Genomic DNA, 6,422 nt, shown 5'->3' with positions numbered 1-6,422 from the left:
GGCAGGCCACTGTGGCAACGTGGGGGAGCCGGTGGCCGCGGCGGATTCATTGGAGGCGGGCTACTCGGGCCGCATCGTGCGCAAGAACGGTGCGCTGGACTATTCCGTGATTGAGCTGGGTCCAAACGCTGAAGTGGCCGGAAGCTACAACGGAACAACGATCCGCTCGTTCGGGGGTTGGACCAAGACCGGTGACACGCTGTGTAAGAACGGGTATGCGACGGGCGTGACCTGCGGCGTGGTGTGGGCGTCTGAGCCGGCCCGCCACGTCACGCAGGTGTGCGCGATGGCGGGAGACTCCGGTGCCCCGGTGTATGCGGGGGACCGGTTGGTCGGCATGATCAACGGTGGGATGCTGCCACAGCCGGTGAACTTGTCGTGCCACACACCTCTACAGGGTGGCCTTCACGCGCCGACGGTCTCGCGCAATATTGACGCCGTGATGCGGGACCTCAACGCCGCACCGGGGCCGGGGCAGGGTTTTAGGCTCGCGTAAGGCGTTGGCGAACGCCCTCGTGAAGCAGGCCGTTCGTGGCCAGGGCATCGCCACCGTGCGGGCCATCCTCACCAGCCAAGGAAGTGAAACGCCCGCCGGCCTCAGTCACCAGGATCGCTAGCGGCGCCAGGTCCCACAGGGAGACTTCCGGCTCTGCAGCAATATCCACGGCACCCTCGGCAACCAGGCAATACGAGAAGAAGTCGCCGTAGCCACGCAGACGCCACGTTGCATCCGTCAGCGCAATGAGATTCTCACGCAGGCCGCGATCATGCCAGCCGCTTAGCGACGAAATCGCCAACGACGCATCCTCCACCTGGTCCACCCCGGACACAGACAACTTCCGCACAGCGCCGTCGCCGAACGTGCGCCACGCGCCACTTCCTTCGCTGGCGTACCAACGGCGGGCCAGGGCAGGGGCACTGACAACACCGACGACGGGTTTACCGTCCTCAAGCAGGGCTATCAGGGTGGCCCACACCGGCACACCCCGGACGAAGTTCTTGGTGCCATCGATCGGGTCAATGACCCACTGGCGGCCGGAGAAGGTGACGTTGCCACCGTATTCCTCACCGAGCACAGCATCGGCGGGACGGGCATCCTCCAGGAGGCTGCGAAGGGCAGCCTCAACAGCGAGGTCCGCATCCGTCACCGGAGTCATATCCGGTTTGGAATCAACGGAGAGATCCGAGGATTCAAAGCGGTCAAGGGTGATGCCGTCGGCGGTATCCGCCAGTTCAAGGGCCAGTGCCAAATCGTCGGAGTAGTTAGACATGGCTCTCAAGTTTAGCTAGAACATCCGCCACTAGCTGGGGATTGCCGGCTACACTCCAGGTCACTCCACCCGCGGTGATCTGCTCGGCGCGGCCACCCACTGCCTCCACCAGTGCTTTTCCAGGCAGCCAGTCCCAGGCGGGAACGGAATGCTGGAGCCATCCGCCCACTCCACCGCTGGCTACGGTGGCCAAGTCGATGGAACCAGCACCGAACATGCGCACAGTGGCGGCGCGGTTCACGGCATCGAGCCATGTGTCGCGAATAGCGGCGTTGTTCATGTCACGGGGGTGCAGGTAGGTGGCCAGCGCAAGGGATTCCAGTGGGGCAGATCGCAGCGTGGGAAGGGGAGTGCCATTGACAGAAGCGCCAGCGTCTTCAGCCACCCACGTGGTGTCCAACGCTGGGCGAGTCACCGCACTGGCCACAATTTGCTTCGGCTCAGCAGGATCACCTTCCACTAACGCCAACGCGGAACAGAAATAATCGGAACCGCACGAAAAGTTGTAGGTACCATCTACCGGATCAATCACCCACGTGCGGCCGCTGGTGGATTTCTTGGCGGCGCCTTCCTCACCAAGCAGGCCATCCTCGGGGCGCAGTGCCGTCAGCGCCTCAACAACGAACTGCTCGGCGGCAGTATCCGCTTGCGTCACCACATCAGACACGGAGGTTTTCTGGGCAGTTTCTAGACCCGCAGCACGCATGCGCAGAGCAAGGCGGCCGGCGGTGCGGGTGAGAGCGTTGGCGAGCTTGGTGTCGTCGACAAGCAAATTCTCTTTAATGAATCCCGCAGTCAATGTGTTCATGGCAGCCATTATGGCGCTGTCAACTACACTTCGCACCTATGCAGCCCGAGATTTCCGCCCGCATTGACTCCTTGAATTCCACGCTGACCACGATTGAGAAGGTCATGGACCTCGAGGAGTCGGAATCACGCGCGCGCGAACTCGAGGACCAAGCCGCGGACCCCAGCCTGTGGGATGACCCAGACCACGCGCAGAAAATCACCACCGAACTATCAGCTGTGCAGGCACGATTGCGGAAGGTGCGTGATCTGCGTCAGCGTATCGACGACCTCCCGGTCATCTACGAACTCGCCGAAGAAGAAGGCGACGCATCGCTTGCGAACGATGAACTGGAACAACTTACCGCCACCATCAGCAGCCTGGAAGTGACCACCATGCTTTCCGGTGAATACGACGAGCGCGAGGCAGTGGTGAACATTCGTTCCGGCGCGGGCGGTGTGGATGCAGCCGACTGGGCGGAGATGCTCATGCGCATGTACACGCGCTGGGCGGACAAGCACGGGCACAAAGTTGACGTCTACGACATTTCTTATGCGGAGGAAGCTGGTATTAAATCCGCTACCTTCGTTGTCCACGGCGAGTACATGTATGGTCAACTTTCCGTCGAGCAGGGCGCGCACCGCCTCGTGCGCATCTCTCCCTTTGATAACCAAGGCCGCCGCCAGACCTCCTTTGCTGAGGTGGAAGTCCTGCCCGTGGTGGAGCAAGTGGACCACATTGATATTCCGGATTCAGACATCCGCGTTGATGTGTACCGCTCCTCCGGGCCTGGTGGCCAGTCCGTGAATACGACTGACTCTGCAGTACGCATTACGCACATCCCCACCGGCATTGTGGTGACCTGTCAGAACGAGAAATCCCAAATCCAGAACAAGGCCTCCGCACTCAACGTCCTGCAGTCCAAACTGCTGGAAAAGAAGCGCCAAGAAGAAAAGGCCGAAATGGATGCGCTCGGCGCCGGTGGCAATGCTAGCTGGGGCAACCAGATGCGCTCGTACGTTCTGCACCCGTACCAAATGGTCAAAGACCTACGCACGAATTATGAGGTCAACGACCCACAGAAGGTCCTCGACGGGGACCTGGACGGCTTCCTGGAGGCCGGGATTCGTTGGCGGATGGCGGAGCAACAGCAAGAAGACTCATAAGGAGCTGAGGTTATGTTCGGTTACGTATTTTTGGTCGTTGGCGCGCTGCTTTTTTCGCTTCTATCGCTTGGGATGGGCGGTGCTATCAAAAAAGGTAGCTTGGAGCGCAACGGGGCAATCGGCATCAGAACGAAGGCCACGCTCATGTCCGATGCAGCATGGAGCGAAGGGCACAAGGCAGCCATTCCATACCTAAATGCAGTGGCAATCACTGGCTTTATGGGCGCACTGTTCTCGGTCTTAGCTTTTGTTTTTCTCAAACCGGACAATGGCGTAGTTACGGGATCTCAATTCGTTCTCCCGGTCGCCACAATCATTGTGCAAATTGTCATCCTTCTTTGGTCTGCCACCAAAGCTGATAAGGCAGCTAAGTTGGTGGATGCGGGCCGGGTAGTGGCATAGCTATTTAGCGCGATCCGGCCGTCATACGGTTCGATGCCACCCCCAGCTACGTAACGGGTAGTGTGGCTGAAGTGATCACCTTTTCTCATGTAACTAAGACATATCCGACGTCAACGCGTCCGGCTTTGGATGATGTGTCGCTGACCATTGAAAACGGCGAATTCGTCTTCCTTATCGGGCCGTCCGGCTCGGGCAAATCCTCGTTTTTGCAATTGATGATCCGTGAGGAAAACGTGACGTCGGGGGATATTTACTTCAACGACTTCCATGTGAATGCGTTGAAGGGCAAGGAAGTGAACAAGCTCCGCCAGTCCATCGGCTACGTGTTCCAGGATTTCCGTCTGCTGCCTAAACTCAGCGTGTACGACAATGTGGCGTTTGCGCTGGAAGTGATTGGGAAGCCGAAGTCCAAGATCAACAAACTCGTGCCGGAAGCGCTTGAGATAGTGGGTCTGGATGCGAAGGCGCACCGGATGCCCAGTGAGCTCTCCGGTGGTGAACAGCAGCGAGTTGCCGTTGCCCGTGCCTTCGTGGACCGCCCGCCGTTGTTGCTTGCGGATGAGCCGACGGGCAACCTTGACCCCTCCACCGCAGACGACATCATGGCGTTGCTCGCCCGGATTAACCGGTTGGGGACCACTGTGGTGATGTCCACGCACAACGCCCGCGCTGTCAATGACATGCGCAAGCGCGTGATCGAGCTGCACTTGGGCAAGCTTGTGCGCGATGACCACCACGGCGTGTACAGCGTTCACGGAAGCTAGGGAGGATTGACGTGAACTGGAATTTCATTTTTCGCGAAGGGTTCCGTGGTCTCGGACGCAACCTGACCATGACTATCGCGCTTATTATTACCACCACTTTGTCCCTGGCGCTTGTCGGTGCCGGCATCCTGATTTCCCAGGTGACTAGCGAGACTAAGACGCTGTACTTGGACCGCGTTGAAGTGATGGTGGAGCTGGATGAGGAGATCTCCGCGTCGGACAAGGACTGTACATCGTCAGGCTGTGCCGAAATCCGCGACGCACTACAGGCTGATGACCGCGTGGAATCAGTGACTTTCCGCAACCGTGAGCAGTCTTATGAGCGCTTCGCGGAGCTGTTCAGCAAGTCTGATCCGGTGTTGGTGCAGGAGACATCACGCGACTCGATGCCGGCGGCACTACACGTGCGCCTGACGGATCCGGCTGACACAGCGCCGATTGAAGCGATCCGCGATAAGCCACAGGTCACCTTCATCGCGGACCAGGCAAGCGATGTGCGTGGCGTGGCCGATTCGATGGATTCTTTCCGTAACGCCACGTTCATTGTGGCGGCGGCCCAGGCGCTGGCAGCGATCTTCCTTATCTCCAACATGGTGCAGCTGGCGGCCTACAACCGCCGTGAGGAAATCTCCATTATGCGCATGGTGGGCGCTACCCGCTGGTTCACCCAGGCGCCATTCGTCCTGGAGGCCGTGGTTTCCGTGTTCATCGGCGCCGTGGTGGCCACGATTGGCGTGTGGCTGACTAAGTCTCAGCTGATCGACCCGATGCTTGGCAAAGTCTACGAAAACCTGCTTATAGCCAAGTTGCCAAATTCAGCGGTGTGGACCGTGATGCCGTTGGTGGGTTTGGCTGCCCTGGTGGTGTCCGGGCTGGTTGCACAGGTGGCGCTGCGCTCCTACGTTCGTAAGTAACTTATGGCTAAGAAGAAGAAATCTCCCGGCGCGGGTGTTATCGCCGCAAACCGCAAAGCGCGGCATGATTACACGATTCTGGACACCTACGAGGCCGGGATTGTCCTCCAGGGCACGGAGATCAAGTCCCTGCGCGATGGCAAGGCCTCCCTCGTCGAGGCCTACGCAACTATCGACGACGGCGAGGTCTGGCTCCGCAATCTCCACATCCCCGAGTACTCGATGGGCTCGTGGACGAACCACTCGCCACGCCGCACCCGCAAGTTGCTCCTGCACCGCCGCGAAATCGACTCGCTCGAGGGCAAGATCCGCGACGGCAATAAGACCCTCGTGCCGTTGAAGCTTTACCTCAAGGACGGGCTTGCCAAGGTGGAATTGGGGCTTGCCCAAGGTAAGCAGGACTATGACAAGCGCCAGGCCATTAAGCGCCGCACGGAAGACCGTGAAATCGCGCGTGAGCTTGGCCGGAAGTTTAAGGGGATCAAGGCATGAAGAAGGCACTCATCACCGGCGCAACCCGCGGTATCGGCCGCGCGATCGTGGAAGAGCTGGGCAAGGATCACCACGTGATTGCGGGGGCGTCGCGGGATGCAGCGGGGGTCGTCGATAAGCTGCCCAGCGCCGAGCCTTTTGAGGTTGACCTGCGCGATCCGGCTGCGATCCGTGAGGCAGTGCGAGGCATCGAGGAGCTTGACGTCCTCGTGCTCAATGCGGGTGTGCTGCACAAGGGGCCTTTTGAGGAGCTTGACGACGACATCTGGCGCGCAACCCTCGACCTCAACCTCCTTGCCCCGGTCATCCTGACCCGTGAACTGCTGCCGGCGCTGCGCCGCTCGAATGGTTTGATCATCGCGATTAATTCTGGTGCCGGTTTCCATGGTGTGCCCGAGCACTCCGCGTACTGCGCGTCGAAGTTCGCGCTGAAAGGTTTCACCGACACGTTGGCGCTGGAGGAGAAGGGCGCTGTGCGCGTCACCTCCATCCACCCAGGCCGCACAGACACTGACATGCTGGCTGGCCCGCAGTCCGGCGACCGCCCGAAGATGGACGCCACGAACGTCGCGCGCGCCGTCCGCCTCGCCGTCGATGCTGGCCCTGGCGCAACCGTCGAATTTTTG

General features: G+C 60.0%; 8 protein-coding genes and 1 pseudogene. 7 read left to right on the top strand and 2 right to left on the bottom strand.

Annotated features, from left to right (window positions below; genetic code table 11):
- Positions 1–496 (top strand): annotated as a pseudogene (locus F4V54_RS11525) (S1 family peptidase); the annotation flags it as partial.
- Here the strand turns inward: F4V54_RS11525 and hisN are convergent.
- Together hisN and F4V54_RS09770 are read right to left on the bottom strand one after the other, a co-directional pair.
- Complete coding sequence (hisN, locus tag F4V54_RS09775; protein ID WP_150387013.1) at positions 483–1,271, bottom strand: histidinol-phosphatase; 789 nt, start codon at positions 1,269–1,271, stop codon at positions 483–485. The pseudogene F4V54_RS11525 and the gene hisN sit on opposite strands and share 14 nt — an antisense overlap.
- A complete protein-coding gene (locus tag F4V54_RS09770; protein WP_170253146.1) occupies positions 1,264–2,079 on the bottom strand; it encodes an inositol monophosphatase family protein in 816 nt (271 codons plus the stop codon). Before F4V54_RS09770 ends, hisN begins: the two co-directional genes overlap by 8 nt.
- A gap of 38 nt (positions 2,080–2,117) precedes the next feature.
- Between F4V54_RS09770 and prfB the strand changes: the two genes are divergently transcribed.
- The 6 genes from prfB to F4V54_RS09740 form a co-directional block, all read left to right on the top strand.
- Positions 2,118–3,224, top strand: a complete 1,107-nt coding sequence (prfB, locus tag F4V54_RS09765; RefSeq protein WP_150387012.1) for a peptide chain release factor 2 — start codon at positions 2,118–2,120, stop codon at positions 3,222–3,224.
- Between the two features lie 12 nt (positions 3,225–3,236).
- Positions 3,237–3,626 carry an SdpI family protein gene (locus F4V54_RS09760; protein WP_034665419.1) on the top strand — a complete coding sequence of 130 codons (390 nt, stop codon included), beginning with the start codon at positions 3,237–3,239 and terminating at the stop codon, positions 3,624–3,626.
- A 71-nt stretch (positions 3,627–3,697) separates the two neighbouring features.
- Positions 3,698–4,390, top strand: a complete 693-nt coding sequence (gene ftsE, locus F4V54_RS09755) for a cell division ATP-binding protein FtsE (RefSeq protein WP_034665479.1) — start codon at positions 3,698–3,700, stop codon at positions 4,388–4,390.
- 11 nt (positions 4,391–4,401) lie between these two features.
- A complete protein-coding gene (gene ftsX, locus F4V54_RS09750) occupies positions 4,402–5,304 on the top strand; it encodes a permease-like cell division protein FtsX (protein ID WP_034665415.1) in 903 nt (300 codons plus the stop codon).
- A gap of 3 nt (positions 5,305–5,307) precedes the next feature.
- Complete coding sequence (smpB, locus tag F4V54_RS09745) at positions 5,308–5,796, top strand: SsrA-binding protein SmpB (protein ID WP_034665412.1); 489 nt, start codon at positions 5,308–5,310, stop codon at positions 5,794–5,796.
- The coding region (locus tag F4V54_RS09740) for an SDR family oxidoreductase (RefSeq protein ID WP_150387011.1) at positions 5,793–6,422 on the top strand (630 nt) is incomplete at its 3' end. The genes smpB and F4V54_RS09740, both read left to right, overlap by 4 nt.

It is taken from the genome of Corynebacterium tuscaniense (assembly GCF_008693065.1).
Lineage (GTDB): Bacteria > Actinomycetota > Actinomycetes > Mycobacteriales > Mycobacteriaceae > Corynebacterium > Corynebacterium tuscaniense.
The sequence above is the reverse complement of the archived record's forward strand: the minus strand, read 5'-3'. Positions and strand labels throughout refer to the sequence as shown.